Genomic DNA, 23,513 nt, shown 5'->3' on the forward strand with positions numbered 1-23,513 from the left:
ACCCCACGTTACGAGAAGGTTTTTTTCCCGAAACTTTCTATGTGCCGGCATAGGCTATTCGAAGGGGTAGGTTTGCTGGACAATGTCGTGTGAACCTCAACTGACTAAACGTTTGGGTGTTCACCAACGTGTAACTTATTATTTGGGTAAGCTTTTAATGAAAACTTTTACAGCTAAACCAGAAACCGTAAAACGCGACTGGTATGTTGTTGACGCGACCGGTAAAACTCTGGGCCGTCTGGCTACTGAACTGGCTCGTCGCCTGCGCGGTAAGCACAAAGCGGAATACACTCCGCACGTTGATACCGGTGATTACATCATCGTTCTGAACGCAGAAAAAGTTGCTGTTACCGGCAACAAGCGCGAAGACAAAATGTACTACCACCACACCGGCCACATCGGTGGTATCAAAGAAGCGACCTTTGAAGAGATGATTGCCCGCCGTCCTGAGCGTGTGATTGAAATCGCGGTTAAAGGCATGCTGCCAAAAGGCCCGCTGGGTCGTGCTATGTACCGTAAACTGAAAGTTTACGCGGGTAACGAGCACAACCACGCGGCACAGCAACCGCAAGTTCTTGACATCTAATCGGGATTATAGGCAATGGCTGAAAATCAATACTACGGCACTGGTCGCCGCAAAAGTTCCGCAGCTCGCGTTTTCATCAAACCGGGCAACGGCAAAATCGTTATCAACCAGCGTTCTCTGGAACAGTACTTCGGTCGTGAAACTGCCCGCATGGTAGTTCGTCAGCCGCTGGAACTGGTTGACATGGTTGAGAAACTGGATCTGTACATCACTGTTAAAGGTGGTGGTATCTCTGGTCAGGCTGGTGCGATCCGTCACGGTATCACCCGCGCTCTGATGGAGTACGACGAGTCCCTGCGTTCTGAACTGCGTAAAGCTGGCTTCGTCACTCGTGACGCTCGTCAGGTTGAACGTAAGAAAGTCGGTCTGCGTAAAGCACGTCGTCGTCCGCAGTTCTCCAAACGTTAATTGTTTTCTGCTCACGCAGAACAATTTGCGAAAAAACCCGCTTCGGCGGGTTTTTTTATGGATAAAACGACTGTTATCCACAAGCTTACCGCCGGTTCTCGCCACTTTTTCAGCATTTCCAGAATCCCCTCACCACAACGTCTTCAAAATCTGGTAAACTATCATCCAATTTTCTGCCCAAATGCTGGTGATTGTTCATTTTTTGTTTTATTCGTGAACGAAGGTGACATCGCGCTAATGGGGTTTTTACATCTGGCCGGCCATGAGTGGCTGGCAGCAGTACAAAATTCTGAATATACCTGGAGGTTTTCATGGCTGTCGCTGCCAACAAACGTTCGGTAATGACGCTGTTTTCTGGTCCTACTGACATCTATAGCCATCAGGTCCGCATTGTGCTGGCCGAGAAGGGTGTCAGTTTTGAGATAGAGCACGTGGAGAAGGACAACCCGCCTCAGGATCTGATTGACCTCAACCCGAATCAAAGCGTACCGACGCTGGTGGATCGTGAGCTCACTCTGTGGGAATCCCGCATCATTATGGAATACCTGGATGAGCGTTTCCCGCACCCGCCGTTAATGCCGGTTTATCCGGTGGCGCGTGGCGAAAGCCGTCTGTATATGCAACGTATCGAGAAGGACTGGTATTCGCTGATGAACACCATCCAGAGCGGTACCGCAGCGCAAGCTGATGCTGCGCGTAAGCAGCTGCGTGAAGAACTGCTGGCCATCGCGCCGGTCTTCACCCAGAAACCTTACTTCCTGAGCGATGAGTTCAGCCTGGTGGATTGCTACCTGGCGCCGCTGCTGTGGCGTTTGCCGGTTCTCGGTGTGGAGCTGGTTGGCGCAGGCGCGAAAGAGCTCAAAGGCTATATGACTCGCGTATTTGAGCGTGATTCCTTCCTCGCTTCTTTAACTGAAGCCGAGCGTGAAATGCGCCTCGGTCGGGGCTAAATAATGGATGTATCACAGCTGACGCCGCGTCGCCCGTATCTGCTGCGGGCGTTTTATGACTGGCTGCTGGATAACCAGCTGACGCCGCACCTGGTGGTGGATGTCACACTGCCGGGCGTGCTCGTGCCGATGGAGTACGCGCGCGACGGGCAAATCGTTCTCAATATTGCTCCGCGTGCGGTAGGTAATCTTGAGCTGGCGAACGACGAAGTGCGCTTCAACGCGCGCTTTGGCGGCGTGCCGCGCAACGTGTCTGTCCCGCTGGCTGCGGTACTCGCCATCTATGCCCGTGAGAACGGCGCTGGCACGATGTTTGAACCGGAAGCGGCCTATGACGAAGACGTCAGCAGCCTCAACGATGATGACGTCGCGCCTGAGAGTGAAAGCGAAACGGTGATGTCGGTGATTGATGGCGATAAGCCGGACAATCACGACGACGATCCTGACGACACGCCGCCGCCGCGCGGTGGCCGCCCGGCGCTGCGCGTCGTGAAATAATCCTTACCAGGCCCTTCGGGGCCTGTTTTATGCTCTCTGCAAAATTCTTGTGTTAAGATGGAACAGCCGTCACATGCTGTCACAAATCACGCAATGGTCCCTATGAGCGCATTTGATCCACAAGCCGAAGATACCCCGTCCTCCATTGGCAACAGCCTTGGCCGCCGTCCTCTGGCGCGCAAAAAACTGTCTGAAATGGTGGAAGAAGAGCTGGAGCAGATGATCCGGCGCCGGGAGTTTGCGGAGGGTGAACAGCTGCCGTCCGAACGTGAGCTGATGACCTTTTTTAACGTTGGACGTCCTTCGGTTCGTGAAGCGCTGGCGGCGCTGAAGCGTAAGGGACTGGTGCAGATCAGCAACGGCGAACGCGCTCGCGTTTCCCGGCCTTCAGCGGACACCATCATTGGCGAGCTTTCCGGCATGGCGAAAGACTTTTTGTCTCACCCTGGCGGTATCGCGCATTTTGAACAGCTGCGTCTGTTTTTTGAGTCCAGTCTGGTTCGCTATGCCGCAGAACACGCCAGCAATGAGCAGTTGGAAAAGCTGACGCAAGCGCTAAAGATCAACAGTCAATCGCTGGATGACAATGCGCTGTTTATCCGCTCTGACGTTGAATTTCACCGCGTGCTTGCGGAGATCCCCGGTAATCCAATCTTTATGGCTATCCATGTGGCCCTGCTGGACTGGCTAATCGCCGCCCGGCCAACGGTGCCCGAGCGCGAACTGCACGAACATAACAGCGTCAGCTATCAACAGCATATCGCTATTGTTGATGCTATTCGTCGTCGCGATCCTGACGAAGCCGATCGCGCCCTCCAGACCCACCTCAATAGCGTATCCGCCACCTGGCACGCCTTAGGTCAGAAAGCCTGATCTCGTAGTTTATCCTCACGATCCTGAGGATCGTTTAGTGAAGTAGATCGCATTATAAGCGTTCTCTATTACTCTGCTGCTTATTTGATCTGGTATAACAGGTATAAAGGTACATAGTTAATCATTAAGAATTCACAAAGAGGTAGATATGGCGGTCAATTTACGTGGGGTTATGGCGGCGTTGCTTACGCCGTTCGATGGGCAGCAAAAACTGGATAAAGAGAGCCTGCGTAGACTGGTGCGATTTAATCTGCGCCAGGGTGTTGATGGACTCTATGTTGGAGGATCTACCGGTGAAGCCTTTGTCCAGAGCGGCACAGAGCGTCAGGAAGTGCTGGAGATCGTAGCGGAAGAGGCGAAAGGCAAAATGACTCTTATCGCCCATGTCGGCTGCGTGAGTACCCTCGAAAGCCAGCAACTGGCAAGGGCTGCGGTAGGTTATGGCTACGATGCTGTCTCCGCCGTCACGCCGTTCTATTATCCGTTTAGTTTCGAAGAACACTGCGCGCATTATCAGGCCATTATTGAGTCGGCTGATGGCTTGCCGATGGTGGTGTACAACATCCCGGCGCTAAGCGGCGTGAAGCTGACCCTCGATCAAATCAATACCCTGGTGACGCTGCCTGGCGTCGGTGCGCTAAAGCAGACTTCAGGCGATCTATTCCAGATGGAACAGATCCGACGGGCTCATCCGGATCTGGTGTTGTACAACGGTTACGATGAGATATTTGCCTCAGGTCTGTTGGCAGGAGCTGATGGCGGTATTGGGAGTACTTACAACATCATGGGCTGGCGTTACCAGGGAATGGTCGCGGCGCTGAAAGTGGGTGATGTTGCCAAAGCACAGCAGCTGCAATGTGAGTGCAACAAGGTAATCGACCTGTTGATTAAAACCGGCGTATTCCGTGGTTTGAAAACCGTATTGCACTATATGGATGTGGTCTCTGTGCCGCTATGCCGTAAGCCGTTTGCACCGGTAGACGAAAAATTCTTGCCGGAGCTGAAAGCGCTGGCGCAGCAGCTAATGCAGGAACACGGCTGATCGGTAGCCGGGTGGCGACAGTGCTTTCCGGCCTGCGGTTGCTCTTTCCTGGCCAGGCAAGCGAAGCCCCCTGGCGCGACAACAAACATCGTCGGGAGAGTAAAATGAGTACACTGCCCCAGAACATCCCGTGGTACCGCCATCTTAGCCGTCCCCAGTGGCGGGCTTTTTCCGCCGCCTGGCTCGGGTATCTGCTTGATGGTTTTGATTTTGTATTAATCGCCCTGGTGCTCACCGAAGTGCAGGGGGATTTTGGCCTGACGACCGTGCAGGCTGCAAGTCTCATCTCAGCGGCTTTCATTTCTCGCTGGTTTGGCGGTCTGATGCTTGGCGCGATGGGCGATCGCTATGGTCGACGCCTGGCGATGGTGACCAGCATTATTCTGTTCTCTCTCGGTACGCTGGCCTGCGGTTTTGCGCCGGGTTACACAACAATGTTTATCGCGCGTCTGGTTATCGGTATGGGAATGGCTGGAGAGTACGGCTCCAGCGCCACTTACGTTATCGAAAGCTGGCCGAGGCATCTACGCAATAAGGCCAGCGGTTTTCTGATTTCCGGGTTTTCCGTTGGCGCAGTTATCGCCGCACAGGTTTATAGCCTGGTGGTACCCGTCTGGGGCTGGCGCGCGCTTTTTTTCATCGGCATTGTTCCCATCGTATTTGCCCTCTGGCTGCGGAAAAATATTCCGGAAGCCGAAGACTGGAAAGAGAATCATGAAGGCAAAGAACCGGTACAGACTATGGTCGATCTGCTTTATCGCGGCAAGCATCGGGTTATTAACATCCTGATGACCATCGTGGCGGCGACTGCCCTATGGTTCTGTTTTGCCGGTGGCTTACAAAATGCAGGTATCGTTCTGCTGCTGGGCGTAATGTGCGCGGTGATATTTATCAGCTTTATGGTGCAGAGCAGCGGTAAACGCTGGCCTACGGGCGTGATGCTGATGGTGGTGGTACTTTTCGCCTTCCTTTATTCATGGCCAATTCAGGCGCTGCTGCCGACTTATCTGAAAACCGAGCTGGCCTATGACCCGACGACGGTGGCAAAGATTTTGTTTTTCAGCGGGTTTGGCGCGGCGGTTGGCTGCTGTGTGGGCGGATTTCTCGGGGACTGGCTGGGCACCCGCAAGGCCTATGTTTACAGCCTGCTGGCTTCACAGTTGTTGATTATTCCGGTCTTTGCAATTGGCGGCACAAACATCTGGGTTCTTGGCCTGCTTCTGTTTTTCCAGCAGATGTTAGGGCAGGGGATCTCCGGGATCTTGCCAAAACTGATTGGCGGCTATTTCGATACCGATCAGCGGGCGGCTGGACTTGGTTTTACCTACAACGTGGGGGCGCTGGGAGGCGCGATTGCGCCGGTGCTGGGTGCCTTAATTGCCCAGCGTTTGGATTTGGGTACCGCGTTGGGATCGCTCTCTTTTGGTCTGACCTTCGTTGTAATCCTGCTGATTGGGCTGGATATGCCGTCCCGCGTACAGCGCTGGATTCGGCCGGAAGCGATACGAACTCATGATGCGATCGATGGTAAACCTCTAATCGGAGCGGTGCCTTTTGGTGGTAACAAAAGCGGTTTAGTTAAGACCAGATAACAACAGCCCGGCTGCGGTGCCGGGTGTGCATATTTATCAGGGAGCGAGTATGTCTTTGCTTAAAGAATTGGATTTACGCATTAGCGCTAACGGCGGTCTTATTGTTTCCTGTCAACCGGTACCCGGCAGCCCATTGGATAAGCCGGAGATCGTTGCCGCGATGGCGCTGGCGGCAGAGCAGGCCGGGGCGGTCGCGTTGCGCATTGAAGGCGTAGAGAATCTGCGCGCGGTACGCGCGCAGGTAAAGGTGCCGATTATCGGCATTATTAAACGCGATCTGGATGATTCGCCGGTAAGGATCACGCCCTATCTGGAAGATATCGATGCATTGATGCAGGCTGGCGCCGATATTATCGCCGTTGATGGCACAGAGCGAGCGCGCCCTGTTCCAGTGGCAACGCTACTGGCGCGTATCCACCAGCATAAGCTAGTGGCGATGGCCGACTGCTCCTCTCTTGAGGATGGCCTGGCCTGTCAGGCTCTTGGCGCGGAAATCATCGGCACTACGCTGTCGGGCTATACCATGGCGTATACCCCGGATGAACCAGATCTGGAGCTGGTGAAAGCGCTGGCGGAGGCCGGCTGCAGGGTGAATGCGGAAGGGCGCTACAACACACCGGCTCAGGCAGCGGAAGCCATACGCCACGGTGCGTGGGCGGTGACCGTTGGTTCTGCGATTACCCGCCTGGAACATATTTGCCAGTGGTATAACACGGCGTTAAAAGAGACGAAGTCATGACGACGCTGGCGATAGATATTGGCGGTACGAAGCTTGCTGCGGCGCTGGTAACGGATGACCTGCTGCTCTGCGATCGTCGCGAGCTACCCACTCCTGCCAGCAAAACAGCGGATGCTCTGAACACGGCGCTGGAGGCGCTTGTCAGGCCTCTGTGCATGCGGGCAAAGCGCGTCGCGATAGCCTCGACCGGGATTATTCGTGAAGGAAACCTGATTGCAATTAATCCACAGAATCTTGGCGGACTCATGCACTTCCCGCTGGTAAAAACGTTACGCGAAATAACCGGTCTGCCAACGCTGGCGATAAATGATGCTCAGGCGGCAGCCTGGGCGGAATACCAGGCGATGGCTGATAAGGTCAGCGATATGGCGTTTATTACCGTTTCTACCGGGGTTGGCGGCGGCGTGGTGAGCAACGGTACTTTACTTACCGGGGCCGGAGGCCTGGCCGGACACCTGGGGCACTCGTTAGCCGATCCTGACGGACCGCTTTGCGGCTGCGGTCGCGTCGGCTGCGTAGAGGCTATTGCTTCCGGACGGGGAATCGCCGCGGCGGCAACTGACGATCTCTGCGGACTGGATGCGAAATCTATTTTTACTTTTGCGGCGCAAGGCCACCCGCAGGCGCGTTTACTCATTCAGCACTCGGCACAAACTTTGGCGCGGATGATTGCCGATCTTAAAGCGTTGACCGATTGCCAGTGCGTGGTCGTTGGCGGCAGTATTGGCCTGGCGGATGGGTACTTACCGTTGGTGAGGGACTATCTGGCGCAAGAACCGGCTATTTACCAGGTTCCATTATGCGCAGCACACTATCGCCATGATGCTGGCCTGCTGGGAGCGGCGCTATGGGGCAAGGAGAGAAGCCATGATAATCGGTGATGTAAACAATCCATTGTTGGCTGGCGTGTCGTCGGGGCTACAACAGGCGATATCCCTCGCCCTGGATCATGATTTATCGAGTCTTTCTCCCGGAAGCGTTGAACTTCAAGGGGATAATGTCTTTATGAATGTGATGCAGTTTATGACGGAGTTACCGGCAGATAAAAAGGCTGAACTACATACGAAGTTTATCGATATCCAGATATTACTGGCGGGCGAAGAGCAGATTTTTTTCGGCGTAGCCGGCTCCGCAATGCAGTGCGAGGAGATGCACGTTGAGGAGGATTATCAGCTGTGCAACGCGATTGATGGCGAACAGTCGGTCATTCTGACGCCAGGTATGTTCGCGATCTTTATGCCGGGTGAACCGCATAAGCCAGGATGCGTAATAACCGAGCCCGCAGAGATAAAAAAAGTGGTGATTAAAGTCAGCGCAAATTTGTTAAGCGCATAAATAAGCCCGATGGGATTAACCATCGGGCCTGAGTCCCATACCCGGATAAAACCGCTATCCGGGTATTCGCATTACACTTCCAGGTAATTCAGGATCCCGTCCGCCGCTTTACGTCCTTCGGCAATCGCGGTGACCACCAGGTCGGAACCGCGCACGATATCGCCACCGGCGAAGATTTTCGGGTTGCTGGTCTGGAAGGCGTTCTCGCTGCCTTCCGGGGCAATGATGCGGCCCTGGGAGTCCAGCTCGACGCTGTGCTTCGCCAGCCACTCCATGCTGTGGGGACGGAAGCCAAACGCCATGACGACGGCGTCTGCCGGCACCACGTGCTCAGAGCCGGGAACGATCTCCGCGCGACGGCGGCCTTTTGCATCCGGCTGGCCCATCTCGGTGCGCGCCATCTTCACGCCGCACACTTTGCCGTTGGCATTCACTTCCACACCCAGCGGCTGGACGTTGAACTGGAACTCCACGCCTTCTTCACGCGCGTTTTTCACTTCGCGTTTTGAACCCGGCATGTTCTCTTCGTCACGACGATAGGCGCAGATCACGTGAGCCGCATTCTGACGGACGGAGGTGCGTACGCAGTCCATCGCGGTGTCGCCACCGCCGAGAACCACCACGCGTTTGCCTTCCATGCTGACGTAGGGCTCATCGGCGGTTTCGCCAAAGCCCATGATCTGCTTGGTATTGGCGATCAGGAACGGCAGCGCGTCGTAGACGCCCTGGGCGTCTTCGTTGTCCAGCCCGCCGCGCATTGACTGATAGGTGCCAACGCCGAGGAACACCGCATCGTACTCTTTCAGCAGGTCGTCAAGCTGCACGTCACGGCCCACTTCGGTATTGAGTTTGAACTCAATGCCCATGCCGGTGAAGATCTCCCGGCGGCGGGTCATCACCTCTTTTTCCAGCTTGAACGCCGGGATACCGAAGGTCAGCAGGCCGCCGATTTCCGGATGGCGGTCAAACACCACCGCCTTGACGCCGTTACGGGTCAGGACGTCGGCACAGGCGAGGCCCGCCGGGCCAGCGCCGATGATAGCGACGGTTTTACCGGTCGGTTTCACGCCGGAGAGATCCGGACGCCAGCCCATCTCGAATGCTTTATCGTTGATATAGCGTTCGATGTTGCCGATGGTCACCGCGCCGAACTCATCGTTCAGCGTACAGGAGCCTTCACACAGGCGGTCCTGCGGGCAAACGCGCCCGCAGACTTCCGGCAGGGTGTTGGTCTGGTGCGACAGCTCAGCCGCCTCAAAAATACGTCCCTCGTTGGCCAGCTTCAGCCAGTTCGGGATGTAGTTATGCACCGGGCACTTCCATTCGCAGTACGGGTTGCCGCAGGACAGGCAGCGATCTGCCTGCGCCTTGGCCTGGCCTTCTGAAAACGGCTCGTAAATTTCCACAAATTCAATTTTACGGATCTTCAGCGGTTTCTTTGGCGGATCAACGCGCTGCAGGTCGATAAATTGATAAACGTTCTGACTCATCTTAACCCCTTACTGCGCCTGCACCCGCAGCTCAGCTGCGGAACGACTACGGTGACCCAACAGTGCTTTAACATCGCTGGACTTCGGTTTAACCAGCGCAAACTTCGCGGAGAAGGCCGGCCAGTTGGCGAGGATCTCTTCGCCGCGTTGCGAACCGGTAAGCTGTACGTGCTCGGTGATTAAACCGCGCAGGTGCTCTTCATGGATGGCCAGAGAGTCAACGTCCAGCACTTCCACCAGCTCCGGATTCACGCGCTTGCGGAAGTCGCCATCTTCATCCAGGACATAGGCAAAGCCGCCGGTCATCCCTGCGCCAAAGTTGACGCCGGTTTTACCGAGCACGCAGACGATGCCGCCGGTCATATATTCACAGCCGTTGTCGCCGATGCCTTCCACCACGGTAATGGCGCCGGAGTTACGCACCGCGAAACGCTCACCTGCGCGGCCTGCGGCGTACAGACGACCACCGGTCGCGCCGTACAGGCAGGTGTTGCCGATAATGCTGGCTTCGTGACTGCGGAAAGCGGAGCCCACCGGAGGACGAATGGCCAGCAGACCGCCCGCCATGCCTTTGCCGACATAGTCGTTGGCGTCGCCCGTCAGATGCAGTTCCACGCCGCCGGCGTTCCACACGCCGAAGCTCTGGCCCGCGGTGCCGCTAAAGTGAGCGACGATCGGGTCGCCCGCCAGTCCCTGGTCGCCATGGGTCTGGGCGATATACCCGGACAGCGAGGCCCCCACGGAGCGGTCGGTATTGCGGATATCGAACCAGAACGTTTTGCTCTGCTTTTCATCCACGTACGGTTTCGCCTGCTGCAGCAGCTGGGCGTTGAGCACGCCGTTATCGAACGGCGGGTTATTTTCGGTGCAGTACAGCGCTTTGCCAGGATGCGGCTCTGCGGTCTGCAGCAGTTTACCCAGATCCAGTTTCTGCTGCTTGGCGGTGAACCCATCCAGCTCTTTGAGCAGATCGGTGCGGCCAATCAGATCCACCAGTCGCTTGACGCCCAGCTGGGCCATCAGCTCGCGGGTTTCACGGGCGATAAATTCAAAGTAGTTGGTCACTTTGAACGGCAGACCGTGATAGTGGTTCTTACGCAGTTTGTCATCCTGGGTCGCCACGCCGGTCGCGCAGTTGTTCAGGTGACAAATACGCAGGTATTTACAGCCCAGCGCCACCATCGGGCCGGTGCCGAAGCCGAAGCTTTCCGCGCCAAGGATCGCCGCTTTGATGATATCGAGGCCGGTTTTCAGGCCGCCATCCACCTGCAGACGGATCTTGTGACGCAGACCGTTAGCGACCAGCGCCTGCTGGGTTTCCACCAGACCAAGCTCCCACGGACAGCCGGCATATTTCACTGAAGTGAGCGGGCTTGCCCCGGTGCCGCCGTCGTAGCCGGCGATGGTGATCAGATCGGCATAAGCCTTGGCTACGCCGGTGGCGATGGTGCCCACGCCCGGTTCCGAAACCAGCTTGACCGAGATCATCGCTTTCGGGTTAACCTGCTTGAGGTCGAAAATCAGCTGCGCCAGATCCTCGATAGAGTAGATATCGTGGTGCGGCGGCGGGGAGATCAGCGTCACGCCCGGTACCGAATAGCGTAGTTTAGCGATGTACGGGGTGACTTTATCACCCGGCAGCTGACCGCCTTCACCCGGCTTCGCGCCCTGGGCGACTTTGATCTGGATAACGTCGGCATTGACCAGATAGGCTGGGGTGACGCCGAAGCGGCCGGATGCCACCTGCTTGATGCGCGACACTTTGTTGGTGCCGTAGCGCGCCGGGTCTTCACCGCCTTCACCGGAGTTGGAGAAGCCGCCGATGCTGTTCATCGCTTCCGCCAGCGATTCGTGCGCTTCCGGACTCAGGGCGCCGATCGACATCGCTGCGGTATCGAAGCGTTTAAACAGCTCCTTCGCCGGCTCCACGTCGTCGATGCTGATGGCATCTTCGCCCGGGTTGAGCGCCAGCAGATCGCGCAGCGTGGCCGCCGGGCGTTCGTTAACCAGCTTCGCGTATTGTTGATAATCGCTGTACTCACCGCTCTGCACAGCCTGCTGCAGGGTGCGCACCACGTCCGGGTTGTAGGCGTGATATTCGCCGCCGTGAACGTACTTCAGCAGACCGCCCTGAGCCAGCGGCTTGCGCGCCAGCCATGCGCGTTTCGACAGATTCAGCAGATCCTGCTGGAAATCGTCGAAGCCGGCGCCGCCGATGCGGCTGACCACGCCCTGGAAGCAGAGGTCGGAGACATCGCGATGCAGACCGACCGCTTCGAACAGCTTCGAGCAGCGGTAGGAGGCGATGGTCGAGATCCCCATCTTGGACATGATCTTATACAGACCTTTGTTGATACCGTTGCGATAGTTCAGCATCACCGCACGGTACGGTTTATCGATGGCTTTGCTGTCGACCAGCTTCGCCAGCGTTTCATAGGCGAGGTACGGATAGATAGCTGTCGCGCCGAAGCCCAGCAGCACGGCGAAGTGGTGCGGATCGCGGGCGCTGGCGGTTTCAACGATGATGTTGGCATCGCAGCGCAGACTTTTATCGACCAGACGGGTCTGGATCGCGCCAACGGCCATCGGCGCCGGCACCGGCAGGCGGTCTTTGGCGATGTTACGGTCGGAGAGGACCAGCAGCACGGTACCATCGCGTACCATCTGCTCCGCTTTGTCGCACAGGGCCTTCACCGTCTCGCTGAGGGAAGCCTCTGCCGGGTTGAAGGTGATGTCGAGGACGTCGGCACGATAGTGCTCTTCTTCCATCGTCGTCAGCTGTTTGAAATCGGAGTACAGCAGGATCGGAGATTTGAAGCTCAGACGATGCGCCTGGCCTTCCGCTTCGCAGAAGACGTTCATTTCGCGACCGATGCTGGTGGCCAGCGACATGACGTGCGCTTCACGCAGCGGATCGATAGGCGGGTTCGTCACCTGAGCGAACTGCTGACGGAAGTAATCGTAGATAATGCGCGGCTGGCTGGAAAGGACGGCAAACGGCGTGTCATCGCCCATAGAGCCGACCGCCTCCTGGCCATTTTCGCCGAGCACGCGCAGCACCGAGTCCAGCTCTTCCGCGCTGTAGTTAAACTGTTTCTGGTAGCTGGCCAGCAGATCGTCGTCCAGCTGGCGGCTGCCAACCTCTTCGTCCGGCAGATCTTCAAACGGCACCAGGCGACGAACGTTTTTCTCCATCCACTCTTTATACGGATGGCGGCTCTTCAGATCGTCATCGGTTTCCGCCGAGTGCAGAATGCGTCCGGCACGGGTATCGATAACCATCAGCTCGCCCGGGCCCACGCGGCCTTTTTCAACCACTTCGTCCGGCTGGTAGTCCCAGATGCCGACTTCAGAGGCGCAGGTGATGAGCTTATCTTTGGTAATGACGTAGCGCGCCGGGCGCAGGCCATTACGGTCGAGGTTACAGGCCGCGTAGCGACCGTCGGACATGACGATGCCCGCCGGGCCGTCCCATGGCTCCATATGCATGGAGTTAAAGTCGAAGAACGAACGCAGCTCCGGATCCATATCCGGGTTGTTCTGCCAGGCTGGCGGCACCAGCAGACGCATGGCGCGCACGATGTCCATCCCGCCGGCCAGCAGCAGCTCCAGCATGTTGTCCATTGAACTGGAGTCGGAGCCGGTTTCGTTAACGAACGGCGCAGCGTCGTGCAGGTCCGGGATCAGCGGGGTCTGGAACTTATAGGTACGGGCGCGAGCCCACTGGCGGTTGCCGGTGATGGTGTTGATTTCACCGTTGTGCGCCAGGTAGCGGAACGGCTGTGCCAGCGGCCAGCGTGGTACGGTGTTGGTGGAGAAGCGCTGGTGGAACAGGCAGATAGCCGACTCCAGGCGCAGGTCCGCGAGGTCCAGGTAGAAGCGCGGCAAATCCGCCGGCATACACAGACCTTTATAGATGTTGACCAGGTTGGACAAGCTACAAACGTAGAAATCTTTGTCTTCCTGCAGGCGTTTTTCAATGCGACGACGCGCAATAAACAGACGGCGCTCCATATCGCGCGGGCGCCAGCCGGCCGGGGCGTTAACAAAGATTTGCTCAATACGGGGCAGCGAGGAGAGGGCGATTTCACCGAGCACGCCTTCGTTGGTCGGCACATCGCGCCAGCCGACGATCGACAGGGTCTCAAGCTGAAGTTCTTCTTCAACGATGCGGCGCGCCGCTTTCGCCAGTTCAGGATCTTTATTCAGGAACAGCATCCCAACGGCGTAGTTTTTGGCTAAACGCCAGCCGCGCTCTTCGGCAACGATGCGGAAGAAACGATCGGGTTTTTGCAGCAGCAGACCGCAACCGTCGCCGGTTTTACCATCGGCAAGGATTGCGCCACGGTGCTGCATGCGGGCCAGTGCGTGTATCGCGGTTCGCACTACCTTGTGGCTAGGTTCGCCTTCTATGTGGGCGATCAGGCCGAAACCACAGTTATCCCTCTCAAGGGATTTGTCGTACAACATATCAGTGAACCTCCCCAGGCTCTACGGACCCCCTCCGATACCGATTGCGCACAGGCACAGAAAGAGCATGGCGACGGGGTTTGCACCTCGCATTCGCCCTCTTTAAATCCTTTTCGCATCGGTACACAAGTTTGAGGACTTGCTGTTAAGAGGGAATCTCAATTACTGCATAAATATGATGAGCAGAGTGCTCATCCAGAAAGCTTCCAGCGGATTCCCAACTTATCGGGAATCCACACTTACGTCAAATGGCAATCTTATTAATACAAAAATGTGCTATGCAGGTATTAACTTGTTGTTTTTAAAATAAATAATGCCATTTTTTATGCTTTGGATACGCCTGCAGAGGGTAAGGCTAGTGTGATCTGTCTCACTGTGCGCGCGGCTTTGCATTACCGATCTACGCTGAAATACATTTCATTATTAGCATATTTGACTGCTGTAAATGTGTGTGATGGACATTAATACTGTTTTTTACCATAAAGCAGATTAGGGCCGCGCGATGATGAAATATAAGGAAAACTCATTACCCTGCGTGTGAATGAAATTGCAGTAATCATGATTGTTTATGCAATGAGATGATTCGCCGCGCTGACGATTGATCCAGGTCATCGCCGTCGGTGACGAAAAGTGGCAGGCTTGGCCCCCTTTGTTGAGGCCGGTCTATCAGATTATGCAGTTACAGAAATTAGTCAATATGTTTGGTGGGGATCTTCTGCGCCGCTATGGCGAAAAGGTCCATAAGCTAACGCTGCACGGCGGTTTTAGCTGCCCGAACCGCGACGGCACGCTGGGCCGTGGCGGTTGCACATTCTGTAACGTGGCCTCGTTTGCGGATGAAGCGCAGCAGCATCGATCCATCGCCGAACAGCTCGCCCATCAGGCGCAGCTTGTTAACCGGGCAAAGCGTTATCTGGCCTACTTTCAGGCCTATACCAGCACCTTTGCTGAAGTGCAGGTGCTCCGCTCGATGTATCGTCAGGCCGTCAGCGAGGCGAATATCGTTGGCCTCTGCGTTGGCACCCGCCCGGACTGCGTGCCGGAGGCGGTTCTCGACCTGCTCAGTGAATACCACCAGCAGGGGTATGAGGTTTGGCTGGAGCTGGGGCTGCAGACCGCCCATGATAAGACCCTGCATCGCATTAACCGCGGGCATGATTTCGCCTGTTACCAGCGCACCGCGCGTCTGGCGCGTGAGCGCGGACTGAAGGTATGCGCGCATCTGATCGTCGGCCTGCCCGGGGAGAGCCAGGAGCATGGCCTCGAGACGGTGGAGCGGGTCGTGACCACCGGCGTGGATGGCATAAAGCTGCATCCGCTGCATATTGTGAAAGGCAGCATTATGGCAAAAGCATGGCAGGCCGGTCGTCTCGATGGCATCGAACTGGAGGCGTATACCGTCACCGCCGGGGAGATGATCCGCCATACCCCGCCGGAGGTGATCTACCATCGCATATCGGCCAGCGCCCGTCGGCCGACGCTGCTCGCGCCGCTGTGGTGCGAAAATCGCTGGACCGGAATGGTTGAACTGGATCGCTATCTGAATGAGCAGGGCGCTCAGGGTTCGGCGCTGGGCCGCAGCTGGGTCGCGCCCCAGTCGGCGAAATAGTCTAAGAGGATGCCCGGCGTGATGGCTGCGCCGGGCATGGCTTTCCTGTCAACTAAGCCTGACTGGCTTTCATCGTCACACGCGGCGTTTTGATCACGAACAGCACCAGCAGGGCGCCGAGCGCGGCGATAGTGCCGGCGAGGACAAAGGCGCTGTCGAATTTACCGGTAGACTGTACGATATAGCCGGTGACAATCGGTCCCACGATGCCGGAGACGCTGCCGATAAGGTGGATAAAGCCGCTGGTGCCGCCAACGCGGGATTTATGCACCACGTCCTGGATAATCGCCCAGTAGATCGCTCCGGTGACATAGAGGAAAAAGATGGAGACCGACATCAGCAGAACGGCAGGAACGACGCTGCTGACGGTACCGGCAAGCCCCACACAGATGGCGGCCATCAGCAGACATACCACCAGCACAATTTTGCGTGACAGCAGCAGGCGTCCGGTGAGTTTAAAAATTTTATCGGAAATATAGCCCCCCAGCGCCAGACCGACAAAGCCGACTATCCATGGGATCATGGTGGTGAGGCTCATCTGTTTAATATCGAGATGGTGCTGCTGAACCAGATAGGACGGAAACCAGCTGAGAAAGAAAAACAGAATATAGTTGTAGCAAAAGAAGGCAAAGGCCGTCACCAGTATAATAGGTTGTTTGAGATAATAACCCAGCGAGTGGGCGGTTTGATTTTCAGTTGATTCCAGCGCAGACTCCTCTTGCTTCATATTATTAATGAGCATGAGCTCTTCCCGGCTGACATGTTTATGTTTTTCCGGCGAGTTAGCGGCAATAAAAAACCACACTATCATCCACACAATGCCGATGGCGAAAATAATCATAAACGCCGGGCGCCAGCCGAATGCCAGGGCCAGATAACCGACGATGGGGCCGGCAACCGCGCCGCCCAGCGGAGAGCCGGCGCTGAGCAGCCCCACGGCGGTGGCCGCTTGCTTCTTGGGAAACCAGCCGTTGATCATCTTGTTCGCCGACGCGCAAATCGGGCCCTCAGCCATCCCGAAGAGGACTCGCAGCATCAGCATGGAATAAAAGCCGGTGGCAAAGGCAGTTAAGCCGCAAAACAGCGACCACATCCCCACCGCCAGCCCCAGGACCAGCGTTGCGCCAAACTTATCTACGGCCAGACCGCCAATAAAATTAAATACCGCATAGCCGAAGAAAAAACTGCCGAAAATAATACCAAATTGTTCAGCGTTTAGCGCCAGATCCTTTTCAATCATTGGTACCGTAATGGATAACGCCACCCGGTCCAGATAATTAATCATATATACTAAAAATAATAACAGGACGATAATCCAGCGGATATTTTTTCCCATGATGACACCATGATGATTATATTATTGAGCTCTGGCGCGACGGATATCAATATTCACGTCGCCCGTTATTTAGCATTTAACCCAGCTGCAGCAATACCTTGCAGCAAGTTTTCCGATCGTTGGCGAAAATCTCCATCGCCTCTTTTACCTGCTCCAGCGGCATGCAGTGGGTGATTAACGCCTCAGGCTGGATAAGGCCTTTCTCCATCCAGTCGATAACCAGCGGAAAACGCCCGCTGTTTAGCCGGGAGGAGAAAATGGAGATCTCTTTACTGGTGATGCTTTGCTGGGTCAGGGTGGACGGCTCGCCGGAGAAGCCGAGTATGCCGATGCGTGCGGCGGGAGAGGCGAGGAGAATGGCCTCCTGAAGGATCGCCGGATGGCAGGCGGCATCGATGATCAGCGTGGGGGCTATCTGCCGCTGCGCCAGCTGTTCCGCCAGCGGCTGGTGAGTGTTATCCAGCGTCAAATCGGCGCCGTTGTCCCGCGCCATCTGCAGACGTTCGGCAATGCGGTCCACTACGATCACCTGCTTAACGCCATACACCCCTTTCAGCGCCTGGATCGCCGTCAGACCCATCGGACCTGCGCCGTAGATCAGGGCGATATCCTGCGCCGTGGGCTGCAGCTGGGCGGTAATGTTTGCCGCAATGGTAAAAGGCTCAACCATCGTCGCCTGACGATCGCTGATGGCCTCCGGAATGCGCCAGGCGTTTTTCGCCGGCACGCAGGCGTAGTCGCTGAATCCGCCGTCGCGGTGAACACCGATGACCTGGAGCTGCGCACAGACATTCGGCCGCCCCACCGAGCAGGGATAACAATGGCCGCAGCTGACGACAGGGTCGACCGCGACGCGCTCGCCGATGCGTGCCGAAGAGACCTGCTCGCCGACGGCATCAATGATGCCGAAGAATTCATGGCCGATAACGCGGGGATATTTCGCGAAGGGGTTATGGCCTTGATAGATATGCACATCGGACCCGCAGATCCCGGCAAAGGCGATTTTCACCCGGACTTCGTGGGCGCCCGGAGCGGGAACCGGACGGGATTCGATGTTCAGTTGGCCTGGCTCTTTGACAACGACGCTTCTCATTTCTGTTTCTTCCCTTGTCTGTTTTCTGAACAAATAGCGTTATTTTTATTACCATACAAGTATGCAATTGATCATAACTAGCTCTGGATCACATTTGGCGAAGGTCGTCAGAAAAAGCCCGGGAATGATTAATCTATTGAAATAAATTGAGAAAAATTATGAATGCCGCGAAAGCGACCTTACCGACGAGCCGGTCAGCAGGAATGTGATCGTCATCACGACAGTTAAGGCTCAATCAATTATGATTACTGGTATGGTAGTAGGGTGAAATTAAACTATGTTGAGCAGGTGATGACGATGCAGATGACAATGCGCTGGTTTGGACCAGAGGAAGATAAGGTTTCATTAGAGCATATACGCCAGGTGCCCGGCGTGGAGGGAGTGGTCGGCGCGCTCTATGACGTCGCGGTCGGCGAGGTATGGCCGGAGGATAAAATTGAGCGTCTGGTCAGCCAGGCCCATACCGCTGGCCTGAAAATGGAGGTGATAGAGAGCGTCAACATCCATGACGACATCAAAATCGGCCTCCCTTCCCGTGACCGCTATATTGCCAACTATCAGCAGACCATTCGCCACCTTGCCCGCTTCGGCGTCAAAGTCATCTGCTATAACTTCATGCCGGTGTTTGACTGGATGAAGACGGATATGAACTACGTCCTGCCGGATGGCTCGTTAACGATGGCTTTTGAGAAGAAAGATATCGATAAGCGGCTGGAAGACGTGGTGAAGGAGGTCCTGGAGAATTCAAACGGCTTCGCGTTGCCGGGCTGGGAGCCGGAACGGCTGGCGGAAGTGCAGACCCTGTTTGCCAAATATAGCGCGGTGGATGACCACAAGCTGCGGGAGAACCTGGTCTATTTTCTGCAGGCGGTGATCCCGGTTTGCGAAGAGGTGGGCGTGAAAATGGCGATCCATCCTGACGATCCGCCGTACTCGATATTTGGCCTGCCGCGGGTGGTCAAAAACCGCGACGATCTGGACTGGATCTGCCGGGCTGTCGATTCACCCGCCAACGGCATTACCCTCTGCACCGGCTCGATTGCCGAAGATCCGGATAACGACGTATACGCTATTCTGGCTGAGTTTACCCGCCGCAAGCGGATCCATTTTGCCCACGTCCGCAATATTAAACTGATGCAGGATAAAGACTTTTACGAGTGCGCCCATCCGTCAGAATACGGCTCCCTGGATATGTACAAGGTGATGCAAGCGTTGCACGACAACGGCTTCGACGGCTATATACGCCCGGATCATGGCCGCTTTATCTGGGGAGAGACCGGACGCCCGGGCTATGGTTTATACGATCGCGCACTCGGGGTGACCTACCTCAAAGGTCTCTGGGAGGCGCTAAGCAAGCGCTAGCCTCCTCCTGACCATGCCTCTTTTTAGCGGCTGGTTCGCCTTGGCGACCAGCCGTCATATCGGCTCCTTCCCGCATTTTTTGCACAACTTACAGCGCATTGCTCAGAATTGAGTATTATTGTGCGGAGTTGTCGTGAAGGAATCCCCTATGAAGCAAATTCGTATGCTGGCGCAGTATTATGTCGACCTGATGATGAAGCTGGGTCTGGTCCGCTTTTCAATGCTGTTGGCTCTTGCGCTGGTGGTGCTGGCCATCGTGGTACAGATGGCGGTCACCATGGTGCTGCATGGCCAGGTTGAAAGCATCGACGTTATCCGCTCTATCTTCTTCGGTCTGCTCATCACCCCGTGGGCGGTCTACTTTCTCTCGGTGGTGGTGGAGCAACTCGAAGAGTCCCGCCAGCGTCTTTCGCGGCTGGTGGAGAAGCTGGAGGAGATGCGCGAGCGCGATCTGAAGCTGAATGTGCAGCTGAAAGACAATATCGCGCAGTTGAATCAGGAGATTGGCGAACGTGAAAAGGCGGAAGCCGAGCGTGAGACCACCCTTGAGCAGCTGAAGATCGAGATGAAAGAGCGTGAAGAGACGCAGATCCAGCTCGAACAGCAATCCTCCTTTTTGCGCTCTTTCCTCGACGCCTCCCCGGACCTGGTCTTTTACCGCAATGAGGATAAAGAGTTTTCCGGCTGTAACCGGGCGATGGAGCTGCTGACCGGCAAAAGCGAGAAACAGCTGATCCACCTCAAACCACAGGACGTCTATAGCGAAGAAGCAGCGGAAAAGGTGCTGGAAACCGATGAGAAGGTGTTCCGCCACAATGTATCGCTGACCTATGAGCAATGGCTGGACTATCCCGATGGCCGTAAAGCGTGCTTCGAAATCCGCAAGGTCCCGTACTACGATCGCGTCGGTAAGCGTCGCGGCCTGATGGGCTTCGGGCGCGATATCACCGAACGAAAACGCTATCAGGACGCCCTCGAACGCGCCAGCCGGGATAAAACCACCTTCATCTCCACCATCAGCCATGAGCTGCGTACCCCGCTGAACGGGATCGTCGGGCTGAGCCGAATTTTGCTGGATACCGAACTGACCAGCGAGCAGGAAAAATACCTGAAAACCATCCATGTCTCGGCGGTGACGCTGGGGAATATCTTCAATGATATTATCGACATGGATAAAATGGAGCGCCGTAAGGTACAGCTCGATAACCAGCCGGTGGACTTCACCAGCTTCCTTGCCGACCTTGAAAACCTTTCGGGTCTGCAGGCGCAGCAGAAGGGGCTGCGCTTTGTGCTGGAGCCGAGCCTGCCGCTGCCGCACAAGGTGATCACCGACGGCACCCGCCTGCGGCAGATCCTGTGGAATCTTATCAGCAACGCCGTGAAATTTACCCCACAGGGCGGTGGGGTGAACGTCCGCGTGCGCTATGACGAAGGCGATATCCTGCACTTCGAAGTGGAAGACTCCGGGATTGGTATTCCTGAAGCGGAACAGGACAAAATATTCGCCATGTATTACCAGGTCAAAGACAGCCACGGCGGCAAACCAGCCACCGGCACCGGGATTGGCCTCGCCGTATCGCGCCGCCTGGCGCGCAATATGGGCGGCGATATCAGCGTCACCAGCCAGCCGGGTAAAGGAGCGACCTTTACGCTCACCGTCCATGCGCCTGCCATTGCGGAAGAAGTGGAAGATACCCTGGCGGAAGACGACATGCCATTACCGGCGCTCAACGTGCTGCTGGTAGAAGATATTGAGCTCAACGTCATCGTGGCGCGCTCGGTGCTGGAAAAGTTGGGCAACAGCGTGGATGTCGCGATGACCGGTAAAGCCGCGCTGGAGATGTTTGAGCCTGGCGAGTACGACCTGGTGCTGCTGGATATCCAGCTGCCGGATATGACGGGTCTGGATATCTCTCGTCAGCTAAAACAGAATTTTGCCGCGGATGAGCTGCCGCCGCTGGTAGCCCTGACCGCCAACGTGCTGAAGAATAAGAAAGAGTATCTTGATGCCGGCATGGACGATGTGCTGAGCAAGCCGCTATCGGTGCCGGCGCTGACGGCCATGATCAAAAAATTCTGGGATGCGCCGGAAGAGGAGGCGCAGGAAGCGCCGGCGGCCGATCTGCATAAAGCCGACGCGGTGCTGGATACCGATATGCTGGAGCAATACATCGAACTGGTGGGACCGAAGCTTATCAACGATGGCCTCGCGGTGTTTGAGAAGATGATGCCGGGCTATATGTCCGTCCTTGAGTCTAATCTCACCGCCCGCGATCAAAAAGGGATCGTCGAAGAGGGGCATAAGATCAAAGGGGCTGCGGGTTCTATTGGCCTGCGCCACATCCAGCAGCTGGGTCAGCAGATCCAGACGCCGGACCTGCCTGCCTGGTCTGATAATGTCGCTGAATGGGTTGAAGAGATGAAATCCGAGTGGCAAAACGACGTGGCGATTCTGAAGGCATGGGTGGCGAAGGCCGGGAAAAAATGACCCCGGACAGACCGGGGTGCGCGAATACTGCGCCAACACCAGGGAACTGGTGGTTGAGCCAGTGTGATTTGAGTGATGTTGTTACGTGGCGCAACCTGAGAAGTGGATTGCTCGCTCATTAAGATAGCAAAGCTTAACTAATTTGTTACATGAATCAGTAAAATATGTGAAGCATAGCGAGTAAATCGACATTTTTGACTGGTTTCAGCGAGTTGCATGGAGGAGCGAAGGCGATGAAAAAAATTGGTGTGGTACTGAGCGGCTGCGGCGTGTACGACGGCAGTGAAATTCATGAGGCAGTGATTACCCTGCTGGCGATCGCGCGCAACGGCGCGCAGGCGGTCTGCTTTGCGCCCGATAAACCGCAGCGCGACGTCATCAACCATCTGACGGGTGAACCGTTGACGGAGCAGCGCAACGTGCTGGTGGAAGCGGCGCGCATCGCCCGCGGCGACATCCTGCCGCTGGCGCAAGCGCGTGAGGAGACGCTGGACGCGCTGATCGTCCCCGGCGGCTTCGGCGCGGCGAAAAACTTAAGCAGCTTCGCTGCCGAGGGCAGCAAATGCGAGGTGGACCACGATCTGCGGGCCCTGGCGCTGGCGATGCATCAGGCCGGCAAGCCGCTGGGCTTTATGTGCATCGCTCCGGCGCTGCTGCCGAAGATCTTTGCGTTTCCGCTGCGGATGACTATCGGGACCGATCTCGACACCGCCGATGTGGTGGAGGAGATGGGGGCGGAGCATGTGCCTTGCCCGGTCGACGACATCGTGGTGGATGAAGAGAATAAAGTGGTCACCACCCCGGCGTATATGCTGGCGGAGAATATTGTGCAAGCCGCCACTGGGATCGAAAAACTGGTCGCCCGCGTGCTGGCGCTGAGCGCATGAAGCTCCGCATTGCGCCCTTCGCGCTGCTCAAACGACTGGCGCTGCGTCTGCTGCTGATCGCCGCCGTCTTCTGGGGCGGGGGTATCGCGCTGTTTAGCGTGCTGCCGGTGCCCTTTTCGGCAGTCATGCTTGAGCGGCAGATAAGCGCCTGGCTGTCCGGCGATGTCCACTATCTGGCGTACTCCGACTGGGTCGCCATGGATAAGATCTCCCCGTGGATGGGGCTGGCGGTGATTGCCGCCGAAGATCAGAAGTTCCCGGAACACTGGGGGTTTGACGTCTCGGCAATCGAAAAGGCGCTGGCGCACAATGAGCGTCACGATACCCGCATCCGCGGCGCGTCAACGCTGTCGCAGCAGACGGCGAAAAACCTGTTTTTGTGGGATGGTCGTAGCTGGCTTCGCAAGGGGCTGGAGGCCGGATTGACCGTCGGCATGGAAACCGTGTGGAGTAAAAAGCGGATCCTGACCGTCTACCTGAATATTGCCGAGTTTGGCGAGGGGATTTTTGGTGTGGAAGCGGCCGCCCAGCGCTATTTTCATAAGCCCGCCAGCCAGTTGACGCCGGGGGAAGCGGCTCTGCTGGCCGCGGTGCTGCCAAACCCGATCCGCTATCGCGCCGACGCGCCTTCGGGCTATGTGCGCAACCGCCAGGCCTGGATCTTACGCCAGATGCGACAACTGGGTGGGGAAGGGTTCATGCGTGAGCATAAGCTCTATTAGCGGGTAAATCCGGCGCCGGGGCTGGTACCGTCG

Annotated in this window: 20 protein-coding genes; 16 read left to right on the forward strand and 4 right to left on the reverse strand. The window is 56.4% G+C overall.

The annotated features are described in order from the left end of the window. The first annotated feature begins 157 nt into the window (after positions 1-157). From rplM to nanQ, 11 genes are all read left to right on the forward strand, one after another. Complete coding sequence (gene rplM / locus ABLV76_RS08580; RefSeq protein WP_002918559.1) at positions 158-586, forward strand: 50S ribosomal protein L13; 429 nt, start codon at positions 158-160, stop codon at positions 584-586. A gap of 15 nt (positions 587-601) precedes the next feature. Beyond that, entirely contained in the window at positions 602-994 is a 393-nt protein-coding gene (rpsI, locus tag ABLV76_RS08585; protein ID WP_000829818.1) for a 30S ribosomal protein S9, read from the forward strand. A 57-nt stretch (positions 995-1,051) separates the two neighbouring features. Continuing rightward, positions 1,052-1,336: a hypothetical protein gene (locus ABLV76_RS08590; protein WP_136023330.1), complete on the forward strand. Its 285-nt coding sequence runs from the start codon at positions 1,052-1,054 to the stop codon at positions 1,334-1,336. After that, entirely contained in the window at positions 1,306-1,944 is a 639-nt protein-coding gene (gene sspA / locus ABLV76_RS08595) for a stringent starvation protein SspA (protein ID WP_002918467.1), read from the forward strand. Before ABLV76_RS08590 ends, sspA begins: the two co-directional genes overlap by 31 nt. A gap of 3 nt (positions 1,945-1,947) precedes the next feature. Further along, the gene (gene sspB / locus ABLV76_RS08600; RefSeq protein WP_002918465.1) at positions 1,948-2,442 is read left to right on the forward strand and encodes a ClpXP protease specificity-enhancing factor; all 495 of its coding nucleotides are present in this window, start codon (positions 1,948-1,950) and stop codon (positions 2,440-2,442) included. A 93-nt stretch (positions 2,443-2,535) separates the two neighbouring features. After that, positions 2,536-3,315 carry a transcriptional regulator NanR gene (nanR, locus tag ABLV76_RS08605; RefSeq protein ID WP_004206225.1) on the forward strand — a complete coding sequence of 260 codons (780 nt, stop codon included), beginning with the start codon at positions 2,536-2,538 and terminating at the stop codon, positions 3,313-3,315. A 148-nt stretch (positions 3,316-3,463) separates the two neighbouring features. Further along, a complete protein-coding gene (nanA, locus tag ABLV76_RS08610) occupies positions 3,464-4,357 on the forward strand; it encodes an N-acetylneuraminate lyase (RefSeq protein ID WP_004206223.1) in 894 nt (297 codons plus the stop codon). Positions 4,358-4,461: 104 nt separating this feature from the next. Then, positions 4,462-5,949, forward strand: a complete 1,488-nt coding sequence (locus tag ABLV76_RS08615; protein ID WP_004206222.1) for an MFS transporter — start codon at positions 4,462-4,464, stop codon at positions 5,947-5,949. A gap of 49 nt (positions 5,950-5,998) precedes the next feature. Further along, positions 5,999-6,688, forward strand: a complete 690-nt coding sequence (locus tag ABLV76_RS08620; protein WP_004206221.1) for an N-acetylmannosamine-6-phosphate 2-epimerase — start codon at positions 5,999-6,001, stop codon at positions 6,686-6,688. Beyond that, positions 6,685-7,569 carry an N-acetylmannosamine kinase gene (locus ABLV76_RS08625; RefSeq protein ID WP_004206220.1) on the forward strand — a complete coding sequence of 295 codons (885 nt, stop codon included), beginning with the start codon at positions 6,685-6,687 and terminating at the stop codon, positions 7,567-7,569. Before ABLV76_RS08620 ends, ABLV76_RS08625 begins: the two co-directional genes overlap by 4 nt. After that, positions 7,556-8,023 (forward strand): N-acetylneuraminate anomerase, encoded by a 468-nt coding sequence (gene nanQ, locus ABLV76_RS08630; RefSeq protein ID WP_182971638.1) that lies wholly within the window; start codon positions 7,556-7,558, stop codon positions 8,021-8,023. The genes ABLV76_RS08625 and nanQ overlap by 14 nt, the downstream gene beginning before the upstream one ends. Positions 8,024-8,094: 71 nt before the next feature. Here the strand turns inward: nanQ and gltD are convergent, their stop codons facing one another. Together gltD and gltB are read right to left on the reverse strand one after the other, a co-directional pair. After that, positions 8,095-9,513, reverse strand: a complete 1,419-nt coding sequence (gene gltD / locus ABLV76_RS08635) for a glutamate synthase subunit GltD (protein ID WP_004206218.1) — start codon at positions 9,511-9,513, stop codon at positions 8,095-8,097. Positions 9,514-9,522: 9 nt separating this feature from the next. After that, positions 9,523-13,983, reverse strand: a complete 4,461-nt coding sequence (gene gltB / locus ABLV76_RS08640) for a glutamate synthase large subunit (RefSeq protein ID WP_049003357.1) — start codon at positions 13,981-13,983, stop codon at positions 9,523-9,525. A 673-nt stretch (positions 13,984-14,656) separates the two neighbouring features. Here gltB and ABLV76_RS08645 point away from each other — a divergent pair. Continuing rightward, positions 14,657-15,592, forward strand: a complete 936-nt coding sequence (locus ABLV76_RS08645; RefSeq protein WP_004206216.1) for a TIGR01212 family radical SAM protein — start codon at positions 14,657-14,659, stop codon at positions 15,590-15,592. A 52-nt stretch (positions 15,593-15,644) separates the two neighbouring features. On the opposite strand, the gene ABLV76_RS08650 is transcribed toward ABLV76_RS08645, so the two are convergent. Together ABLV76_RS08650 and ABLV76_RS08655 are read right to left on the reverse strand one after the other, a co-directional pair. Next, positions 15,645-16,928, reverse strand: a complete 1,284-nt coding sequence (locus tag ABLV76_RS08650) for an MFS transporter (RefSeq protein WP_004206215.1) — start codon at positions 16,926-16,928, stop codon at positions 15,645-15,647. A 76-nt stretch (positions 16,929-17,004) separates the two neighbouring features. Beyond that, positions 17,005-18,021 (reverse strand): Zn-dependent oxidoreductase, encoded by a 1,017-nt coding sequence (locus ABLV76_RS08655; protein WP_004206214.1) that lies wholly within the window; start codon positions 18,019-18,021, stop codon positions 17,005-17,007. 297 nt (positions 18,022-18,318) lie between these two features. Between ABLV76_RS08655 and uxuA the strand changes: the two genes are divergently transcribed. The 4 genes from uxuA (at position 18,319) to mtgA (ending at position 23,480) form a co-directional block, all read left to right on the forward strand. Then, on the forward strand, positions 18,319-19,383 hold the full coding sequence (uxuA, locus tag ABLV76_RS08660; RefSeq protein ID WP_004206213.1) for a mannonate dehydratase: 1,065 nt from the start codon (positions 18,319-18,321) through the stop codon (positions 19,381-19,383). A gap of 148 nt (positions 19,384-19,531) precedes the next feature. Further along, positions 19,532-21,871, forward strand: coding sequence for an aerobic respiration two-component sensor histidine kinase ArcB (gene arcB / locus ABLV76_RS08665; RefSeq protein WP_023319214.1), 2,340 nt, complete (start codon positions 19,532-19,534; stop codon positions 21,869-21,871). 233 nt (positions 21,872-22,104) lie between these two features. Next, the gene (gene elbB / locus ABLV76_RS08670) at positions 22,105-22,758 is read left to right on the forward strand and encodes an isoprenoid biosynthesis glyoxalase ElbB (RefSeq protein WP_004206211.1); all 654 of its coding nucleotides are present in this window, start codon (positions 22,105-22,107) and stop codon (positions 22,756-22,758) included. Beyond that, the gene (gene mtgA, locus ABLV76_RS08675; protein ID WP_065696777.1) at positions 22,755-23,480 is read left to right on the forward strand and encodes a monofunctional biosynthetic peptidoglycan transglycosylase; all 726 of its coding nucleotides are present in this window, start codon (positions 22,755-22,757) and stop codon (positions 23,478-23,480) included. Before elbB ends, mtgA begins: the two co-directional genes overlap by 4 nt. Positions 23,481-23,513 lie beyond the last annotated feature (33 nt).

Source organism: Klebsiella sp. GB_Kp047, assembly GCF_040065235.1.
In the GTDB taxonomy this organism is placed as follows: Bacteria; Pseudomonadota; Gammaproteobacteria; order Enterobacterales; family Enterobacteriaceae; genus Klebsiella; species Klebsiella quasipneumoniae.